Source organism: Paenibacillus sp. OT2-17, assembly GCF_009827695.1.
GTDB lineage: Bacteria > Bacillota > Bacilli > Paenibacillales > Paenibacillaceae > Paenibacillus > Paenibacillus polymyxa_B.
The window spans coordinates 1-1631 of sequence record NZ_WUDQ01000709.1 but is presented as its reverse complement, the minus strand read 5'-3'; the positions used below and the strand labels follow the sequence as shown (position 1 = coordinate 1631).

The 1631-nt window shown below is 36.1% G+C and carries 3 protein-coding genes; 2 read left to right on the top strand and 1 reads right to left on the bottom strand.

The features are described from left to right. The first annotated feature begins 88 nt into the window (after positions 1-88). Positions 89-514, top strand: a complete 426-nt coding sequence (locus GRP75_RS26350) for a MarR family winged helix-turn-helix transcriptional regulator (RefSeq protein WP_160790819.1) — start codon at positions 89-91, stop codon at positions 512-514. 359 nt (positions 515-873) lie between these two features. Here GRP75_RS26350 and GRP75_RS26345 read toward each other — a convergent pair whose 3' ends face one another. Beyond that, positions 874-1302 (bottom strand): MerR family transcriptional regulator, encoded by a 429-nt coding sequence (locus GRP75_RS26345; protein ID WP_061828399.1) that lies wholly within the window; start codon positions 1300-1302, stop codon positions 874-876. Between the two features lie 169 nt (positions 1303-1471). Here GRP75_RS26345 and GRP75_RS26340 point away from each other — a divergent pair. After that, positions 1472-1631 (top strand): oxidoreductase (locus tag GRP75_RS26340; RefSeq protein ID WP_483311118.1); only part of this gene is annotated, 160 nt, incomplete at its 3' end.

Here is a 1631-nt window from a genome sequence, read left to right as displayed (position 1 = left end):
AGTTCATCATAAATTAATTTGACACGTCAAATTCGTCGTGATATAGTTAGCCCGCTAAATAACATTCGAGTCGAGGGATGATGAATTAATGACAGATCAAGTGGATTGTGATATTCGTCAGTCGTTAGATCGAATCTCCTCCCAAATGCGTCGAAATTATAGTGAATCTCTCAGGGAACTTAACCTTTATGTAGGGCAAGATAATTTGCTGTATCGTCTGTGGTTGGGTGATGGGGTAACACAAATGCAACTATGTGAACACTTAAAATGCGAACCGCCTACGGTAACGAACATGGTTAAATCATTGGAGCAGAACGGATTTATATATCGTAAACGTGATGAACAAGATGCAAGGATAATGCGCATTTTCCTAACGGACAAAGGCAAAGAATTAGAGACACCGGTTGAGATAAAATGGAGACAACAGCAGGAAAAACTACTTCAATCCATTTCTACGGAAGATCGGCTGATATTAAGACAATTAATGCAACAAATGGAGAATAATCTATCATGAGTTCTCCATCTTTTTTAATATATTTAGCAAGCTAAACATTGCTGATTTAATAACACAACGAGAAAGGGTGCATTATTATTGGCTGCATCCCTATGTGTAATCATCCGAAGAAGGGGGAGTACCAGCGTCGCTGTCACAAGGGCAAAGTAGATGGATAAATATGTTAAATGTAAGTTCTGGGAATTTCGCTATGATTGGAGAAATACCAGCGTCTCAAACGTATGGAATAAACCTACATTTATCTTGTTGGGTTGTTTACGTTAATGTGCAAAGACAGAGCTAGGCTGCCGACATTGATCGGCAGCCTAGTCTTAGTTGGAGATTGAACTATCGTTTCCTGTTAGCGCAAATACATTACATTAATTCACCGTCTTAATCTCCAGGCCGTGACCGTGACATTTAAAGTTATAGTTAGGGTTTTTCATAACCTCTTCTTTCTGAAGTTCATACATGGCAATTTTATAGTTTATTTCTTCCATGTGTTTAAAACTTTCGTCAATTTTCTTCTGAAGTTCCAATTTATGCTGTATCAACATCTCCTCTCTTTGCAAAAAGGTGCTATTTCCCAATTCATAAAGTTCCTTGTAATCCTTGATTTTTGAAAGAGGCATTCCTGTCTCTTTGAGACAACGAATAAAAGAAATCCAATCTATTTGTTGTTGGTTATAAACTCTACGGCCTTTTTCGTCACGAGATATATTTGGTAATATCCCCTGCTCTTCATAAAACCTAAGTGTTTTTGCAGATACATTTAAATTCTCCACTACGTATGTCATTGAATACAACATCTACTTGTCCCACCTTTAGTTACAGTTACTGTAACTAAATATATATCATAAAGAGAATGAAAGCACAACAATTCTATATGTAATCATATAAAAATAAATCCTTGACCTACTGTAACGGTAACCAATTACACTGAAACAGAAAATAAAATATGATAGCGAGGTTAAAGAAATGAATCAAAAATATAGTAGGTTATTTGAATCCTTCACATTCAGAACTGGAATAACAATGAAGAATAGAATTGTTATGGCACCTATGACAACCTGGTCAAGCAATGACGATCTTACCATTTCGGATGACGAAGTAAAGTATTACAAACAAAGAGTGAATG